The 15,430-nt window shown below is 63.9% G+C and carries 17 protein-coding genes; 5 read left to right on the plus strand and 12 right to left on the minus strand.

Features of this window, described 5'->3' with window-relative positions; all coding sequences use genetic code 11:
• Nucleotides 1-24: 24 nt before the first annotated feature.
• From Q8P38_10790 to Q8P38_10810, 5 genes are read right to left on the minus strand one after another with little or no spacing between them, the layout of a single operon-like run.
• Nucleotides 25-444, minus strand: a complete 420-nt coding sequence (locus Q8P38_10790; protein ID MDP4015088.1) for a M67 family metallopeptidase — start codon at nt 442-444, stop codon at nt 25-27.
• Nucleotides 438-974 (minus strand): DUF2017 domain-containing protein, encoded by a 537-nt coding sequence (locus tag Q8P38_10795; protein MDP4015089.1) that lies wholly within the window; start codon nt 972-974, stop codon nt 438-440. Before Q8P38_10795 ends, Q8P38_10790 begins: the two co-directional genes overlap by 7 nt.
• Nucleotides 975-976: 2 nt before the next feature.
• A complete protein-coding gene (gene clpS, locus Q8P38_10800) occupies nt 977-1,261 on the minus strand; it encodes an ATP-dependent Clp protease adapter ClpS (GenBank protein ID MDP4015090.1) in 285 nt (94 codons plus the stop codon).
• Between the two features lie 49 nt (nt 1,262-1,310).
• Entirely contained in the window at nt 1,311-2,546 is a 1,236-nt protein-coding gene (locus tag Q8P38_10805) for a glycosyl hydrolase family 18 protein (protein MDP4015091.1), read from the minus strand.
• A 5-nt stretch (nt 2,547-2,551) separates the two neighbouring features.
• Nucleotides 2,552-2,716: a hypothetical protein gene (locus Q8P38_10810; GenBank protein ID MDP4015092.1), complete on the minus strand. Its 165-nt coding sequence runs from the start codon at nt 2,714-2,716 to the stop codon at nt 2,552-2,554.
• A 99-nt stretch (nt 2,717-2,815) separates the two neighbouring features.
• On the opposite strand from Q8P38_10810, the gene dacB reads away from it, so the two are divergent.
• Nucleotides 2,816-4,210, plus strand: a complete 1,395-nt coding sequence (dacB, locus tag Q8P38_10815; protein ID MDP4015093.1) for a D-alanyl-D-alanine carboxypeptidase/D-alanyl-D-alanine-endopeptidase — start codon at nt 2,816-2,818, stop codon at nt 4,208-4,210.
• Between the two features lie 3 nt (nt 4,211-4,213).
• On the opposite strand, the gene Q8P38_10820 is transcribed toward dacB, so the two are convergent.
• Genes Q8P38_10820 through Q8P38_10840 form a run of 5 tightly spaced genes read right to left on the minus strand, consistent with a single transcriptional unit; the run spans nt 4,214 to nt 7,441 of the window.
• Nucleotides 4,214-4,858 carry a helix-turn-helix domain-containing protein gene (locus Q8P38_10820; GenBank protein ID MDP4015094.1) on the minus strand — a complete coding sequence of 215 codons (645 nt, stop codon included), beginning with the start codon at nt 4,856-4,858 and terminating at the stop codon, nt 4,214-4,216.
• 14 nt (nt 4,859-4,872) lie between these two features.
• Entirely contained in the window at nt 4,873-5,145 is a 273-nt protein-coding gene (locus Q8P38_10825; protein MDP4015095.1) for a DUF3039 domain-containing protein, read from the minus strand.
• A 43-nt stretch (nt 5,146-5,188) separates the two neighbouring features.
• Nucleotides 5,189-6,436, minus strand: a complete 1,248-nt coding sequence (locus Q8P38_10830; GenBank protein ID MDP4015096.1) for a CapA family protein — start codon at nt 6,434-6,436, stop codon at nt 5,189-5,191.
• A complete protein-coding gene (locus Q8P38_10835; protein MDP4015097.1) occupies nt 6,436-7,011 on the minus strand; it encodes a YqgE/AlgH family protein in 576 nt (191 codons plus the stop codon). The genes Q8P38_10830 and Q8P38_10835 overlap by 1 nt, the downstream gene beginning before the upstream one ends.
• Before the next feature lie 58 nt (nt 7,012-7,069).
• On the minus strand, nt 7,070-7,441 hold the full coding sequence (locus Q8P38_10840) for a WhiB family transcriptional regulator (GenBank protein MDP4015098.1): 372 nt from the start codon (nt 7,439-7,441) through the stop codon (nt 7,070-7,072).
• A gap of 310 nt (nt 7,442-7,751) precedes the next feature.
• Between Q8P38_10840 and Q8P38_10845 the strand changes: the two genes are divergently transcribed.
• The gene (locus tag Q8P38_10845) at nt 7,752-8,978 is read left to right on the plus strand and encodes an arginine deiminase (GenBank protein ID MDP4015099.1); all 1,227 of its coding nucleotides are present in this window, start codon (nt 7,752-7,754) and stop codon (nt 8,976-8,978) included.
• A 54-nt stretch (nt 8,979-9,032) separates the two neighbouring features.
• Nucleotides 9,033-10,040, plus strand: coding sequence for an ornithine carbamoyltransferase (gene argF / locus Q8P38_10850; protein MDP4015100.1), 1,008 nt, complete (start codon nt 9,033-9,035; stop codon nt 10,038-10,040).
• Between the two features lie 45 nt (nt 10,041-10,085).
• On the opposite strand, the gene Q8P38_10855 is transcribed toward argF, so the two are convergent.
• Nucleotides 10,086-11,918 (minus strand): phosphoenolpyruvate carboxykinase (GTP), encoded by a 1,833-nt coding sequence (locus Q8P38_10855; GenBank protein ID MDP4015101.1) that lies wholly within the window; start codon nt 11,916-11,918, stop codon nt 10,086-10,088.
• Between the two features lie 66 nt (nt 11,919-11,984).
• Nucleotides 11,985-12,818 carry a thioesterase family protein gene (locus Q8P38_10860; GenBank protein ID MDP4015102.1) on the minus strand — a complete coding sequence of 278 codons (834 nt, stop codon included), beginning with the start codon at nt 12,816-12,818 and terminating at the stop codon, nt 11,985-11,987.
• Nucleotides 12,819-12,886: 68 nt separating this feature from the next.
• Here Q8P38_10860 and aroA point away from each other — a divergent pair, with 68 nt between their 5' ends.
• Together aroA and rsgA are read left to right on the plus strand one after the other, a co-directional pair.
• Nucleotides 12,887-14,197: a 3-phosphoshikimate 1-carboxyvinyltransferase gene (gene aroA / locus Q8P38_10865; GenBank protein ID MDP4015103.1), complete on the plus strand. Its 1,311-nt coding sequence runs from the start codon at nt 12,887-12,889 to the stop codon at nt 14,195-14,197.
• Complete coding sequence (gene rsgA, locus Q8P38_10870; GenBank protein MDP4015104.1) at nt 14,194-15,177, plus strand: ribosome small subunit-dependent GTPase A; 984 nt, start codon at nt 14,194-14,196, stop codon at nt 15,175-15,177. Before aroA ends, rsgA begins: the two co-directional genes overlap by 4 nt.
• Nucleotides 15,178-15,430 lie beyond the last annotated feature (253 nt).

Here is a 15,430-nt window from a genome sequence, read left to right on the forward strand (position 1 = left end):
ACCCAACGCACGCGCACGGCCCCGTCAGTCGACAACCACGACTTCCTCCTCGCGGATCTGTGCGTCTACGATCCGAAAGGAACGGAACTCAACCTGGCCTGGCCCATTGCCGCAAGCCATCGTGGAAACAATGACGTAGTGCGCGTCAGGCTCAAACGCCAGAGAAACATCAGTGGGGGACGGGTAGGCGGGGGACGCGGTATGAGAGTGATAGATGACTATGGGGTCCTCGCCTCGCTTGGCCATATCCGTATACAGCGCCAGCAGGTCGGCCGAACCGAATTCGTAGAACGTCCGCGAGTTGGCATCGTTGGCGACAGGCACGAACCTAACCGCGTGATCGCCACCCGCTGGGCCGCAAACCAAGCCGCACGCCTCCACGGGATGATCACGCCTGGCATGCGCGACGATCGCATCCCGCAGTTCAGCCGCGATGGTCAGCATGCCGACAGACTCTCGATGAGACTGGACTGCAACCAGGTGAGCCAGTCATACAGGCCAAGGCCGATGTCGCGGGAGTCAGCGGGGTCCCGCGAATCCCAGCGTCCTGAGTCCTCCTGGGTGACCTCAAGTCTTGTCCCCAATGTCAGACGCAGGTCGTTGAGCGCACCAAGCCAGGCCGCGGCCGACTGTTCGGGTAGATCCGCCACATCGTCGGTCAGCCCGCCCAGCGCCAGGGCAACGTTGGCTACCTTGCGCTGACGGACGGACTCCTGCGTGTAGCGGCGGAATTCGTCCGACTCATCCGGGTCGTCGCGATAGGCGTCCGGGAACAATCTGAGTAACGCGGGATCTTCGGGACGCGGCTCGGGTCTGCTGAAATCCAAAGCCGCGGACAACGCGTCCTCACTCTCGACTATCGGGCCAAGCAGCGCCGACATCTGCCGCAATAGGTCCGCGAGCACCGACCGCTCGGCCTCATCCAGCTCCAGCCGTACCCCGCCGGGGACAGGCGAGAAGCCCCGCTCAACCATGATCACTCATCCTTCCGAAGAGTCGCCCACAACCCGTACGAATGCATCGCCGCCACGTCCAGTTCCATGCGTTCCCGGGCGCCGCTGCTGACAACCGCTCGACCCTCGTTGTGAACGTCGAGCATCAGCTTCTCGGCCTTCGCCTTGGGGTAGCCGAAGTGAGTCATGAACACGTAGGTCACATAGTCCATGAGGTTGATCGGGTCGTTCCAGACAATCGTGATCCACGGCTGGTCGGGGGCGACTGCCTCCCGGACGCGTTCCATCTCATCTGGCACGACACTCACGACATCATGGTGACACCAGCGGATCCGGCCGCGAACCGCGAGGCGCTGGCTACTTCTTGACTGTGAAGGGCGCCAGTCCGGGGTAGAAGTCGTCGTTGGTATTCGCCAGGTTCCACACCGCCAGGCCGCCGATCCCCAGCTTACGAACCATCCTGCCCCGGGCCTTCGCTGTGAGCGTGTCCCCGTACCACGTTTCCTTCCACACGTCGCAGTCCAGGGAGCGCTTCTTCCCCTCCTTGGTCAGGTAGGTCCCAGGCTCACCCTTGAGGTACCGGAACGTCCACTCCCGAGACGACTTGTCGAAAGTCGGAGTGACCCCGAAGTCCTTCGCGAGTCCGGCGGCACCTGCTGGGCTCAGCGCGATCCCGTCCCTCCCGGACGGCTCCCAGTTGGCCTTGCAATCGCCGCTTGTCACATATCCGTCGCTCGCGTCGCGGGCATACCAGGCCTTGCCGTACTGGTGGACGCCCACGTACAGCTTCTTCCGGTTGGCGGACCCGACCTGCCTGATCGCGCTCTTGACTACCTGCCGGGCCCATTTCTGTGGCCCGATCGGTCCGGGACGGTTCCAGGAGTAGTCGTAAGTCATCAACCGCAACCTGTCCACGTACGGAGCGATCTTCTTCCACGCGTACACCCAGTACCCGCCGCCGGGCTTGTCCGGGGAATATCCACCCGGCACGGTCACCGAAAGGCGCTTGCCCACCCGGTGAAGCTTCTTCGACATCAGCCGCACCGTCTTGACGAACCTGGGTTTCGTCGCTTTCCACGTTGCGGACCCGTCGTTGAAGGCGAAGTTCTCCCAATCAAGGTCCACGCCGTGGACCTTGGCCTTGACCGCCCAGTCAGCGAACTGTCGGGACAACGCCTTCCGATTCTTCTTCTTGCTCAAGTACGCGGAGAGCTCTCCTCGCCGACCGGAGTACAGGTCCGTGTGCGAGGCATAGACCTTGATCCCCTGTCTCCTCAGTCCCTTCCTGGCCTGGATGAATCGGTCATTGGTCCATGGTTTGGCCGAAGAACCTTGGCAGGAGCCACTGTCGCCGTAGGTGCAAATGGGATTGTCCGCGCCCCCGAAAGCCCACCAGAAGATGTTGACCTCGCCGAGAACTCCGTTACTTGACTTGGCGATCGAGGCCATGTCCTCAGGTGATGTCCAGTACCCGAACCACCCGCTGACTACGCGGGAGCGCTTCGCTGCCTGGGCCTCGCCGACGACCGGCGGCGACACAACAGCGCCCACGATGGCGGCGCTGGCAACAGCAGCCACGACTACCCGCGTCATCTGCCTCACTGGATTCCGCCCATCTCCCCCGCCTGCTTCCAGTCAACCATCTGAATACGCCAAGCCTCGGACTTCTGCGTTTCCCGATTGAAGAACTCACACGAACTGCAACCCAATGCGTCCGCATTGAGAACACTTACCGCGGACTCGCTCGCTGGAAAGGACTTCACCAGGAAGTGTGTCCCCTACCCGGACATGAACGACACCAATTCACGCTTAGCGGAGTGGTCTGCGCGATGAATTGCCCAGCGCGTACTAGGGTCCCCAACGTGTCAGCCTCCCAACGTTCTCGAACTCGCACGAGCGTCACGACACGGGCCGTCGGCATCTTTGGCGTCTTCGGCCTGGCTGCGGCCGTGTTTCTTTCGGGCGTCGGGACCCCCACGCCCGCCAGCGCCGTAGCGAATCCCTCCGCGGCAGTGACCACGCGAGTTCCGCCGTGGCCCACAGCGCTTCCGGGACTCCCGGCCTTCCTGTCGGTCCCGGCTACCCGCTCCACCGCGACCATGAAGTCGATCCTTCGAACCAAGATCCCCAAGCGCCTGAGGTGGCGTGCACTGGGGAAGAAAGTGTCGATCCGCGTCGAGGACTTGGAGACCGGGGCGAAGGAATTCGGCGCGAAATCCGGACGCGGGATGATTCCCGCGTCCACGATGAAGACAGTCACGGCACTGGCCGCGCTCTCGGCGTTGGGTGCCGACTACCGCTCCCCGACCAACGTGCGTGGCACCTCCGACAATCTGATCGTGACTTTGACCGGGGGAGGAGACCCGCTGCTCAGCTCCTGGGATCTGAACCGTCTGGCGCGGAAGACAGCGGACAAGCTGCTCAGCCAGACCCTGCCGGGGAAGAAGATCCAGATCCTGTTCGACGATTCGATATTCGCCACGCCGTCTCTGGCGCCGGGTTGGCCGGCGTCGTACTTCTCGCAGTACGTCACAGCCCCTCGCGGACTCACCCGGGACTTGCGCCGCTACTCAGACGGCGCCAGAGACGCCGCGCGCTACTTCAGGTCCAAGCTCGTCGCGCACGGCTTGAAGGGCGCGGTGAAGAAGGCGGTCCACCGGGGCACAGCTCCAGCGGGCTCCGAGCTACTCGCCAAGTTCAAGGGACATGCGCTGGGCGACGCGGTTTGGCCGATGTTGAGGTACTCCGACAACTCCATCGCTGAGAACCTGATACGGCACGTCGCCATTGCCCGGGGCAACCCGACTACGCCAGCTGGAGCAGCCCAGGCGGTGACAGCGGAGCTTCGCAAACTCGGCGTCCCCATGCGGGGTGCCCGAATCGTCGACGGCAGCGGCCTTTCTACGATCAACCGACTGTCGACGAGGACTCTGATCGGAGTCGTGCGCGCCTCCATGGACCCGGAGAACCTGGATCTGTCGATCGGCTACCGATCGCTCGGGATGCCGATCGCGGGCCAATCCGGCACGCTGTATTCGCGCTTCCGGGCGAAGAAGGCCAAGTGCGCGATCGGTCGCGTGATGGCGAAGACCGGGACACTGACCGGGGTCAACGCTTTGTCAGGCGTCGCCGCGGGAGATGACGGTCGCACCCGGGCGTTCAGCATCTTGGTCAACAACCGCCCGCTCAAAGTGCCATCCAGCAAGACCCTCTACCGGATCGACCGCCTGGCAGCCGCGGTGACGGGCTGCGGGTAGGACTCAGCTCAAGAGTCGCGCGATTTCTGAGGCGGCAGCAACGACCCTGGGCCCAACGAAAGACGAGTCCAGTTCGGTCGTAGCTGTAACGCCAACCGACGCCTCAAGTCCGATAACGCCCAGCACCGGCGCGGCCACAGCGTAACCGCCGCGGGACGGGTCGCCACCTGAGACAACCCATCCTGGTTCCATCTGCCTGCCCGGCGCGCGCGTGGCAACGGCCGCCCTGCCGGCCAGCCCACGATCCAATGGCGCGCGAGCGCCAACCCGCTGGGGCGCGAACGTCTCGGATCGAGCTGGCTCGACGACCGCCACAGCCTGTGCCTCGGAGCCATCCACCAGCGTCAGGTGCACGGTCGCGCTCACCTGATCCGCCAACCGGCGCAATACAGGAACCGCGGCATCGCGAACGAGCGGCTGGAGCGGCCTGGCTAACGCCAGCGCCGCCATTCCCAATCTGCACCTTCTGTCCTGGGACCGTCGCACAAACCCGTGCTGCTGCAACGTAGTGACCAATCGGTACACAGATGTGCGCGAAATCCCAAGTTGCGCGGCCACCTGAGTAATGTTCAACCCGGCAGGGTGATCCGCCAGCACCTCAAGCACCTGCAAACCGCGGTCAAGCGTCTGACTCGCTTCAGTTGACATGAGACCACCCCCAGCTACTTGGAATCATCATCGCCCGGAGGGAGCCCATCGTAGATTCTCTGGCAGTCCGGGCACACCGGGTACTTCGACGGATCCCGACCAGGGGTCCAGATCTTGCCGCACAGAGCCCGAACCGGCGCACCGGTGACCGCGCTCTCCACAATCTTGTGTTTCGGAACGAAGTGGGAGAATCGTTCGTGATCGCCACCATCCGTCGTCAGCGTTTCGGGCTCAGCGACAATCGTGTCGCCCAACCGTGGAGTGTCCGAGAGTTCCGTTGACCTCATGAAGCCACGATAAGCCGAACCAACTGCGGGCGCACGGATTGGCCTAGCGTCTCAGGCCGGTGCATCCGCGCAGCGATCTCCAGTACCGCCGTTCCGAACGAGCGGCCTCGCCGGTTAGAGGGTACGGAACCGCGGCGCTGATCCGCCCAGGAATCCAGTGATACCCGAGCACGTCTCGGCCGTCGATGTCAACGGTGAAGACACCCGTGCGCTCGGATCCGGGGCTGGCTGTCTGGAAGAGGAAATTGCCCAACCCGTAGTGGACCACTGCGTTCCCCATCATGCCTCCGCCAACGACGCGGTGCTGATGGCCTCCTACGACAATGTCGGCCCCGGCATCCACCAGACGGCGGGCCAGCTCCCGCTGATCGTAAGTGGGACACGTTTCCTTCTCGATTCCCCAGTGCAGGTACACCACGACGGTGTCCACCTGGCTGCGCAAGCGCCGGACTCCCCGAACGAGGCGCTTCCCCCCATAGGCGGAGGCGAGCCCAGGTTTACCTGGCCCAGCGGTCCACTTGCTCATGAGGTGGTCGTCAAGAACCCTCGTAGCGGCAAGGAACCCAACTTCCTGGCCCTTCACCGACGTGATCCACGGAGCGAAGGCCTCACGCCGGTTGGCACCCATGCCAATGATGGCTGGGGAACGAATCGCCCGCTTCGCGGCGAGGGAATCGGCGAATCCGGTCAGCCCGAAGTCCATCCCGTGGTTGTTAGCCATGCTGACTACATCCACCCCGCTGCGGCGCAGGCCTCCAAGTACGCGGCGCGGCGAACGAAACGTGAACGCCTTGGATTCAGGGGTACCACGCTGAGTGATCGCGGTCTCCAGGTTCAGCAGAACTAGGTCCGCGTCACGGAACACGCGCTTGTACGGACCGACGAATCGGCGGGGATCGGAGATCAACCTCCCGGCGAGGGGTCCCTCCGCATAGGAGTCGCCCGCGAAGGCGATCGTGATCGGTTCTTTCGTCGTGGGTGAATCCCCCTCGCCGACCCAAGCATTGCCCTGCGCCGAAAGCGTGGTGGCCGCAGTAGGCAGCGAACCAGCTTCCTGCTCCGACTGGCTCTGGACCGCTGGGCTGTCGGCAGCTGGCGTATCCACGGGCACAGGCGACTCTAGTGCCCGGCGCTCAGGTCCTATGGATTGCGAGCAAGCGGCAAGAGACACAGACAGGCTCGCTCCACACAGCACGAGAACCCATCGTCGCAGCATGTTGCCCCCAATAGCCCTTGGTGCATGATGCCTCAGGAAGTGCCGTAGGCCGAACACCGTGGACGTGTCGCTCATCAGTTTGACCGTGGATCCTCCGCCAGGGTCCGCCACAACCGCACGGGCGACCGCTGTCGGCCCACAACTTCCCACCACACGTGCTCCGGCGGTACGCGCAGAGCGTCAGCAGCCGATCCTGCCACGACGGCCCAGTCGTCTGACTGGAGTTCGTTGAGCAGCTGACCCGGGCCCCAGCCGGCGTACCCAACGAACAGGCTTATGTCCGCGGCCAACGGAGACTGTTCCTCTAGAGAATCAAGATCGACCGCGCAAAGCCCTACAAACAGCGGCCGGGACGAACACTCAGGGACTTGATCTGAGTCTCCTATCGCCAGGACTGAATCGGATCCGACCGGGCCTCCCTGCCGAATCCGAGCCCGGGACAGAAGCCAGGACGGGAACGGCAGCTCGCCCGCTTCCAAAGACGCGGGGCGGTTCAGCACGAGCCCCACAGCCCCGTCCTGTTCCACCTGCACGAGCAGAACGATGGTCCGACGGAAGTTTGGGTCGAGCAGCGACGGCGCCGAGACGAGCAGATCCCCAGATACTGGCTCGCGCGCCGAACCTCTCGCAGAGGGCTCCGTTCCGGTCACGTGTCCATTGTCCGCCTTGGCGAGCACTTCGCCCACGCGGCGCCCGTCTGAGACAGGATCAGGCGATCCCCAACGTCTGCGAACAGATGGCGTCCGCGATTTCGGAGGCGCACAAGCGCGCACCTTCTCCGCGACGCCGCGGATACTCCGCTATCGCGATTCTGGCGTAGATACGCTCCCTGTCCTCCTCCGTCAGCCCACCCCAAACGCCATAAGGTTCACGGGAACGAATCGAGTAGTCAGCGCACTCGATTCGTACGGCGCAGCCCGCGCAAACGGCCTTGGCCGCGCGATCGCGCCTGACCCTGGCAAGTCCGCGCTCGTTCGGCGGGTGGAAGAACAGCGTCTCGTCAACGTCTCGACAGGAACCATGGTCCTGCCATTGCCAGACGGCATCTTTCGGTACTCGCGCCAGCGGCTGTTGTGGCATTTGGACCTCCCCGCGACTCTCGCAAGACCAATCACTTGATGAACACAAACTAGCTCTGCGGAGCGCGAAAGTCATCACTTCCCGTAAGAGACCTGTCACACATGGTGATTCCTCACTCTTTGGGCGCAAAGTCCGATGTCTGATTCGACCGGAATGTCCGACCAGACCCGATTTCCTCCGATCGTCGAGCGGCCGTACGGCCAGCCTCTGCCCTCCAGGTGGCGACGGAGCTCGCGAGTCGGCAGGATCGCCTTATCTGGTGGCGCCGATCGCCCGCCCTGAGCATGTGACAAGCGGGAAAGGAACGCACATGGTTCTCCACGTCGACTCCGAAGTCGGGAAGCTCGAGCAGGTGATGCTCCACGAGCCTGGCCTGGAGCTGGACCGTCTGACGCCGCAGAACTGCGACGAGCTGCTCTTCGATGACGTCATGTGGGCCAGGAAGGCGCGCGAAGAGCATCGCTCCTTCGTCGATCAACTTAGGGAGAAGGGCGTCACGGTTCACTTGTTCCGCGACAAGCTCGGCGAGGCTCTTGAGATCCCGGAGGCACGCGAGTTCCTCCTCGACAGACTCGTCAACAAGTACACGTGTGGCCGCCATCTCGTCGCTCCCCTCCGCGAGATGGGTGAGGCCGCTACCGGGGCCGCCCTGGCCTCCTTCGCGATCGGCGGCGTTCTGAAGTCCGACCTACAGCTCCCCAAGGGCACGAAGTCTTTGTACTGGGACTACCTGGAAGACACAGACTTCGTCCTGACGCCCCTTCCCAATCACCTGTTCCAGCGCGACAACACCGCATTCGCCTACTCAGGCCTCTCGGTTCACCCCATGGCGAAGCCGGCGCGCAAGCGGGAGATCTTCAACAGTCGCACGATCTGGAACTTCCACCCAGAGTTCAAGGACGACGTCTACTTCTACTACGGCAACGGCGATCACGATCACGGGCCCGCCACTGTTGAGGGGGGCGACGTCCTGGTGATCGGTAACGGCGCAGTGATGATCGGCATGGGAGAGCGCACGGCCCCGCAGGGGATCGAGGAGTTGGCAACGGCCTACTTCACGGCTCCCAAGCAGGAGATCCATAAGATCATCGTCGTAGAGCTGCCCAAGAGCAGAGCGTTCATGCACCTCGACACCGCGATGACCATGATCGACAAGGCAACCTTCTCCGTTTACCCGTTCCTGCCGGAGGACCTCAGGTCCTTCACGTTGGACAAGAGGGCAGACGCGGGCAAGTACACGGTACGAGAGAACAAGTCGCTCTTCCCTGTAGTCGCCGAGGCGTTGGGCGTCGAGAAGGTGACAGCGCTCAGGACACCCGAGCCGGAGTTCGCCGCCGCCCACGAGCAGTGGGACGACGGGAACAACTTCCTGGCGGTGGCCCCGGGAGTCATCTTCGGGTACGAGCGCAACGAGCGCACCAACACGTTCCTCCGGCGGAATGGCATCGAAATCGTGGCCATCACTGGCAACGAACTCGGCAGAGGCCGTGGTGGCCCGCGCTGCATGTCCTGCCCGATGGAGCGCGGTCCGGCCTAATCGGCAAACCACCCCGGCGCCAGCGGCGTCAGCTACTAGAAAGGCACACATCTCATGCCCGTGAACCTGAAGCACCGCGACTTCCTGAAGGAACTCGACTTCACCGAACAGGAGCTGCAATTCCTCCTGGATCTATCACGTGACCTCAAGCGCGCGAAGTACACCGGCAACGAGGTCCAAAGGATGAGGGGCAAGAACGTGGCCCTCATCTTCGAGAAGACCTCCACGCGCACGCGTTGCGCTTTTGAAGTGGGCGCCTACGACCAGGGAGCGCACGTCACGTACCTGGACCCCACCGGATCCCAACTCGGGCACAAGGAATCGATCGCGGATACTGGCGCGGTTCTGGCTGGCTTCTACGACGGGATCGAGTACCGGGGCAGCGCACACTCGAACGTCGAGGAACTCGCCGCGGCGTCTGGTGTGCCCGTGTGGAATGGCCTCACGAACGAGTGGCACCCGACGCAGATGCTCGCCGACTTCCTCACGATGACCGAGCACAGCCGCGGTCGCGCGATCCAGGACGTCTCGTACTGCTACATGGGTGACGCACGCTCCAACATGGGCAACTCGCTGCTCGTCATGGGGGCCATCATGGGGGCCGACGTTCGTGTCTGCGGACCGAAGCACCTCTGGCCTTCCAAAGAAGTACAGGACGCCGCCAAGGAACGCGCCGCCCTCAGCGGTGCTCGAGTGCTCCTAACGGACGACCCGAAGAAGGCTCTACCCGGCGCCGACTTCGTGATGACGGACGTGTGGGTGTCAATGGGCGAACCCGCGGACGTCTGGAATGAGCGGATCAAGCTCCTCAAGCCCTACCAGGTGAACGCCGCGGCACTGAATCTAACGGGCAAACCGAACGTGAAGTTCATGCACTGCCTGCCTGCGTTCCATGACACGAACACCCACGTGGGGCAAGACATCGCGGCGAAGACCGGCATGAACAAGGGACTGGAAGTTACGGACGAGGTGTTCCAGTCCAGCGCGAACATCGCCTTCCAGCAGGCCGAGAACCGCCTTCACACGATCAAGGCCATCATGGTGGCCACGATCGGAGACTGACCGGCGAGCGCCTTTCCGTGCCCTCTGGCGCTCCCTCGGGCGCCCCTAGTCGACAGCCGCTTCCAACCTGTCGCGCAATCCAGTCAGCTCATCGCGCAGAGCTTCAGGGACCTTGTCGCCAAACTTCGCGAAGTACTCATCGGTCAGGTCGCACTCAGCAAGCCACGACTGCGGATCAATGGCGAAGAGCTCGCGTACCTGATCTTCCGCAAGGTCCAGCCCATCGAGAAACAACTCGTCAGCCGGAGGTCGCAGGCCGATAGGCGTGTCTTCCGCCCCAGCCTTGCCCTCCACACGCTGGATGATCCACGCGAGCACTCGTGAGTTGTCGCCGAATCCGGGCCAAAGGAAACTGCCGTCATCTCCTTTGCGGAACCAGTTGACCGCATAGATCCGGGGCAGCTTGTTCGAGTCCGTCATCGTACCGATCTTGAGCCAGTGACCCCAGTAGTCAGCCATGTTGTAGCCGCAGAACGGCAGCATGGCGAACGGGTCCCTTCTCAGGGCACCGACGGTTCCCTCCGCAGCGGCGGTCTGCTCCGATGCGATTGTGGCGCCGAGGAACACCCCGTGCGCCCAGTCACGAGACTCGGTCACAAGCGGCACGTTGGTCGCCCGACGCCCGCCGAACAGTATCGCCGAGATCGGCACGCCGTCGGGATCTTCCCAGTTGGGCGCGATCGACGGGCATTGCGAAGCCGGCGCGGTGAACCGGGAGTTCGGATGCGACGACGGCTCATCCGAATCGGGGGTCCAATCCCTGCCCTTCCAATCGATCAGATGCGATGGAGTGTCTTCGGTCAGGCCCTCCCACCAGATATCGCCGTCGTCAGTTAGCGCCACATTGGTGAAGATGCTGTTGCCCCACAACGCCCTGATCGCGTTCGCGTTGGTATGCATGCCCGTTCCGGGAGCCACGCCGAAGAATCCAGCTTCTGGATTGATGGCGTGCAGCCGACCGTCATCACCGAACCGCATCCACGCGATGTCGTCGCCAACGGTCTCCACGGTCCAGCCGGGCACCGTCGGTTCGAGCATCGCCAGGTTCGTCTTGCCGCACGCTGACGGGAAGGCGGCGGTCAAGTACTTGACGTCCCCGTCAGGAGCGGTGAGCTTCAGCACGAGCATGTGCTCCGCCATCCACCCCTCATCGCGAGCCATGACCGAGGCAATCCGCAATGCGAAGCACTTCTTGCCGAGCAGCGCGTTGCCGCCGTATCCCGAGCCGTAGGACATGATCTCCCGCGCTTCCGGGAATTGAACGATGTACTTCGTTGAGCTGCACGGCCAGCTGATGTCTGGGATCGGGTTCCCCGCGTCGTCGACCAGCGGGTATCCGACGGAGTGCAAGGCCGGCACGAAGTCGCCGTCTTCACCGATCAGGTCCAGGGCGGCACTTCCCATCCGGGTCATGATGCGCATGTTGGTGACCACGTAGGCCGAGTCGGTGATCTCCACGCCCAGCTGCGAGATCCGAGACCCGAGAGGGCCCATCGAGAACGGGATGACGTACATGGTCCGCCCGCGCATGCAGCCTCGAAAAACTTCCTTCAAGGTCGCGCGCATCTCGGCGGGGTCCGCCCAGTTATTGGTTGGCCCAGCGTCTTCCTCGCGCGCTGAGCAGATGAACGTGCGGTCCTCGACCCGGGCCACGTCGGACGGGTTGGAACGCGCCAGGAAGGAGTTCGGACGCTTCTCGGGGTTGAGCCGGATGAACGTCCCGCTGTCGACAAGGAGCTGGGTGAGTCTGTCCCATTCCTCCTGCGAGCCGTCACACCATTCAACCCGATCCGGCTGTGTCAACTCCGCGACGGACTTGACCCACTCTCGCAGCTTCTTGTTGAACGTCGGGGGGTTCTCCAGCCCGGGGATGCTCATCTGCGACTCCTCGTCGTGTCGGGATGCTGAGGTCCAGCCTGCCCGATGATCACGCTCGTTGCCTGATCAGGCCCTGTCGCCACGCCGGTCAACGAACAACGTCTGCGCGGCTGTGCCGATCGCCCCCGCCTCGTCACCTATCACGGTCGATGCCAGGCCGACGCCTTCACTACCCAGGACGGTCTTGGCCGCCATCCAAACGCGCTCAGACACAGGCAAGCGATGCAGATGAACGGTCAGTTCCGTATTGAGGAACGACCACTGCCGGGGGTCAGCCGCAGCGGAAATTCCATTGCCGGAATCCGCGATCAGCATCACGCGCTCGGCGCCGCTGATCTCCCGGCCACCGATCAACGCGATCTTGGGCCGAGCCCATACGGTGGCAGGACCAAGCTCAGCGAACGATCCGGCCACGGATTCCCATGCGATGGCGTCCAAGTACCCGCTCCCCCACTTCGTGGGGGGACCCCCACCCCAGCCACGGGGCATCTCAGGAAGGGGCCCGCCTGCGCCGGGTGGGGGCGCCGTGGGAGTTTCAGGCACATCGGCCAGATCCTCCCTCCTGATCACCCACACGCGAGCGAGCATCACAGGTTGACCCTCGACGAGCAGTCCGGCTTCCACGAGAGCGACGCGACGCCCAGGCCTGATCGTCTTCGCCCAGACCTGCACGCCCCCAACCCGAACCGGTCGCAGGATCTCCACGCAGACTCGGGCGGCGAGACCGCCTGGCGGGATGCCGCCGACGTGGGTCGCCGCGTGAGCCAGCAGCGCTGAGGGAGGACCGGCGTGCATCGACTCAGATGCCCAAGGGCCAGCCGTAGCGCTCGTTCCCAGGAAGGTCCCCTCGAAAACCTCACCGCTGTCGATGGACAAGGGCTCGAAGAAGCAGTCCGGCACGTGCAGAAGGTACCGGACTCGGCATTCGACAGGCTCCGCGGCTCTGACCGGCCGGATACCCTACCGAGGTGACCGATGAGCTGTGGACCGCCCCTGCCGCACCGACGCAGATCGACGCGGTCGTGTCGGTTCCTGGGTCCAAGTCGCTCACGAACAGGGCACTCGTGCTGGCGGCACTTGCCGATGGCCCTTCCACGATCCGGAGTGCGTTGCGCTCGCGCGACACGGAGTTGATGGCGGCAGCGATGCGCCAGCTCGGCTCGTCGGTGGCTTTGACGCCAGAGGACGATCTGCTAGTAACGCCGGCGACGCTTTCCGGTAACTGCTCCATCGACTGCGGGCTCGCCGGTACCGTGATGCGCTTCGTGCCGCCGATGGCGGCGCTGGCCAGCGGAGACGTCGCGTTCGACGGCGACGAGCGGGCCAGACAGCGCCCCATGGCGGTAATGATTGAAGCTCTTCGCGCCCTGGGAGTCGACATCGATGACGACGGCCGGGCGTGCTTGCCGTTCACGGTCCACGGCCGAGGGAGCGTTCCGGGCGGGAGCGTGACCATCGACGCGTCGGCATCCAGCCAATTCGTCAGCGGACTTCTGCTGTCCGGGGCTCGCTATGACCAGAGCTTTACGGTCCATCACGTCGGTGCCCCAGTCCCATCCCTGCCGCACATCACCATGACCGCCGCCATGCTGCGGGAGCACGGCGTCGAAGTCGTGTGCGACTCCGCGTCGCCCCAACACGCCACCTGGCGAGTCACTGCTGGCCCGATCCGCGCTCTGGACCGATCGATCGAGCCCGATGTCTCCAACGCCGCGCCGTTCCTGGCTGCCGCGATGGTGACGGCGGGACGGGTCACTGTCGCCGGTTGGGCTCACGAAAGCCTTCAACCGAGCGGACGCCTGCTGGAAATCCTCGTAGCGATGGGAGCGGCCACCGAGTCGACACCAGAGGGCCTGCGGCTCACCGGACCCGGAACTCTGCGCGGGATCGACGAGAACCTACACGACATCGGGGAGCTCGCACCCACAATCGCCGCACTGTGCTGCCTGGCCGCCGACGAGTCGACACTGACTGGCATCGCGCACCTAGCTGGACATGAGACCGACCGCCTCGCCGCCCTCTCCAGCGAGATCAACGCACTGGGCGGTTCGGTTACGCGCACCGACGACGGGCTTGTGATCCGACCGCACCCTCTGCGCGGCGGAGTGTTCAGCACCTACGACGACCATCGGATGGCCACAACGGCTGCGATCCTCGGCCTAGTCGTGCCAGGCATCCGAGTCGAGAACATCGGAACGACGGCCAAGACCTTCCCCGGGTTCCAGGCCGCCTGGATGCACATGCTCGATCCCCCCGCAACGAGCTCGACCCCTCGATGAATCACCGCGACTACTCCGAGGACGACGTGCGTATACGTCCAGCGCGCGGCAAGAGTCGACCCCGTTCGAAGGAACGACCGGAGCACAATCTCGCCGTACCCGGCTTCGTGGCAGCAGTGGATCGGGGTCGCATCACGGTCTTCCTGGATGTGTCGCGGTCCGCTGTCACTGCTGTCCGCGCCAGGGAGATCGGACGTCGATCCGTGGTGGTCGGCGACCAAGTCGCTGTCGTAGGTGACACTTCCGGAGCGCCTGGCACGCTGGCGCGCATCGTGCGAGTCCAGCCCCGCGCAACCGCCCTGACGCGCACACCAGACGATGTTGACCCCGTGGAACGCGTAGTCGTAGCCAACGCCGACCTGATGGGGATCGTGACGTCCTCAACCGATCCGGCTCCGCGCGAGGGCTTCATCGACCGATGCCTCGTCGCCGCGTACGACGCTGGGCTGGAGCCGCTGATCATCGTGACCAAGACCGACTTGGCCACTGCTGAAAGGCTGCGCGCCGGATACGAAGCTCTTGGGGTATCGATGGCCGACGGTGGCACGAACTCGGATCTGACAGACCTTCTGGCGCGGTTCACAGGACGCATCACCGTCCTGATCGGCCAATCAGGCGTCGGCAAGTCCACGATGGTGAACCGGCTAGTTCCTGGAACCGAACGCGTCACCGCGGCAGTCAGCGACGCAACCGGCCAAGGCCGCCACACGTCGACGTCGGTCGTCGCGCTACCTCTACCCGGCGGAGGCTGGGTGATAGACACGCCAGGCCTGCGCAGCTTCGGCCTAGGTCACGTAGTCAGGGGGCAAGTGCTTTCAGCCTTTCCCGAGTTGGAAGTCGGCACGAAGGACTGCCCACGCGGCTGCACCCACAGTCCCCCACACTGCGCTCTCGACGGCTGGGTCCTGGCAGGTGGCGCTGGACCTCACGGAGCGGAACGGCTGGCCTCAGTGAGGCGCCTGCTCAGATCTCTGTCATAACCTGAATCCACCGCTGATTGCGGTGAGTGCGTCGGCGAGCCCAGGCTCAAGGCAGTCAGATGATGCAGAGGTGAGTAGCCGGGGGGAGTTGCACCCCCCGGCTCTCGCAGAACTGAGGTGCTTCTGAGTTAATGAGGAACTTCGGGTTTTCAATACCCAACATTTGGTGATCTTGGTTCATGGTGTTTCCGCCTGGTGGTTTCGACGGTACTCGATCCGGTTGATTCGGGCCTGTTGAAGGCCGTGGCGTCGC

The sequence above is a fragment of the Candidatus Nanopelagicales bacterium genome (genome assembly GCA_030700225.1).
Taxonomy (GTDB): Bacteria; Actinomycetota; Actinomycetes; order S36-B12.

Bases quoted from the DNA above. Each gene is read 5' to 3' on its own strand.
- Q8P38_10840 (MDP4015098.1), bottom strand. From the start codon at position 7,441: ATGCCACAACAGCCGCTGGCGCGAGTACCGAAAGATGCCGTCTGGCAA.
- Q8P38_10805 (MDP4015091.1), bottom strand. From the start codon at position 2,546: ATGACGCGGGTAGTCGTGGCTGCTGTTGCCAGCGCCGCCATCGTGGGC.
- Q8P38_10845 (MDP4015099.1), top strand. From the start codon at position 7,752: ATGGTTCTCCACGTCGACTCCGAAGTCGGGAAGCTCGAGCAGGTGATG.
- Q8P38_10820 (MDP4015094.1), bottom strand. From the start codon at position 4,858: ATGTCAACTGAAGCGAGTCAGACGCTTGACCGCGGTTTGCAGGTGCTT.
- Q8P38_10795 (MDP4015089.1), bottom strand. From the start codon at position 974: ATGGTTGAGCGGGGCTTCTCGCCTGTCCCCGGCGGGGTACGGCTGGAG.
- argF (MDP4015100.1), top strand. From the start codon at position 9,033: ATGCCCGTGAACCTGAAGCACCGCGACTTCCTGAAGGAACTCGACTTC.
- Q8P38_10825 (MDP4015095.1), bottom strand. From the start codon at position 5,145: ATGAGGTCAACGGAACTCTCGGACACTCCACGGTTGGGCGACACGATT.
- Q8P38_10790 (MDP4015088.1), bottom strand. From the start codon at position 444: ATGCTGACCATCGCGGCTGAACTGCGGGATGCGATCGTCGCGCATGCC.
- rsgA (MDP4015104.1), top strand. From the start codon at position 14,194: ATGAATCACCGCGACTACTCCGAGGACGACGTGCGTATACGTCCAGCG.
- Q8P38_10855 (MDP4015101.1), bottom strand. From the start codon at position 11,918: ATGAGCATCCCCGGGCTGGAGAACCCCCCGACGTTCAACAAGAAGCTG.
- Q8P38_10830 (MDP4015096.1), bottom strand. From the start codon at position 6,436: ATGAGCGACACGTCCACGGTGTTCGGCCTACGGCACTTCCTGAGGCAT.